2 rRNA genes are annotated in these 255 nt (G+C 51.4%); both read right to left on the bottom strand.

What is annotated here, in order from left to right:
* A 5S ribosomal RNA gene (gene rrf, locus M3650_RS31625) occupies window positions 1–75 on the bottom strand; the annotation flags it as partial.
* A gap of 68 nt (window positions 76–143) precedes the next feature.
* Window positions 144–255 (bottom strand): 23S ribosomal RNA (locus M3650_RS31620); the annotation flags it as partial.

Here is a 255-nt window from a genome sequence, read left to right as displayed (position 1 = left end):
ACCATCGGCGCTGGAGGGCTTAACGGTCGTGTTCGGGATGGGTACGCGTGGAACCCCTCCGCTATCGCCACCAAACAGGTATTCAAGGGTTTGCACCTTGAAAACTGAACGCGAAAGTTTCAACTGCCTCGAATCATATTGCTTAGGATAAGCCCTCGACCGATTAGTATTCGTCAGCTCCACACATTGCTGTGCTTCCACCCCGAACCTATCTACCTCGTCGTCTTCAAGGGGTCTTACTAATTGGGAAATCTC

It is taken from the genome of Paenibacillus sp. MER TA 81-3 (assembly GCF_023713585.1).
Taxonomy (GTDB): Bacteria; Bacillota; Bacilli; order Paenibacillales; family Paenibacillaceae; genus Paenibacillus_B; species Paenibacillus_B profundus.
Note: the sequence above shows the minus strand (reverse complement) of the source record. Positions and strands in the feature narration are given on the sequence as shown.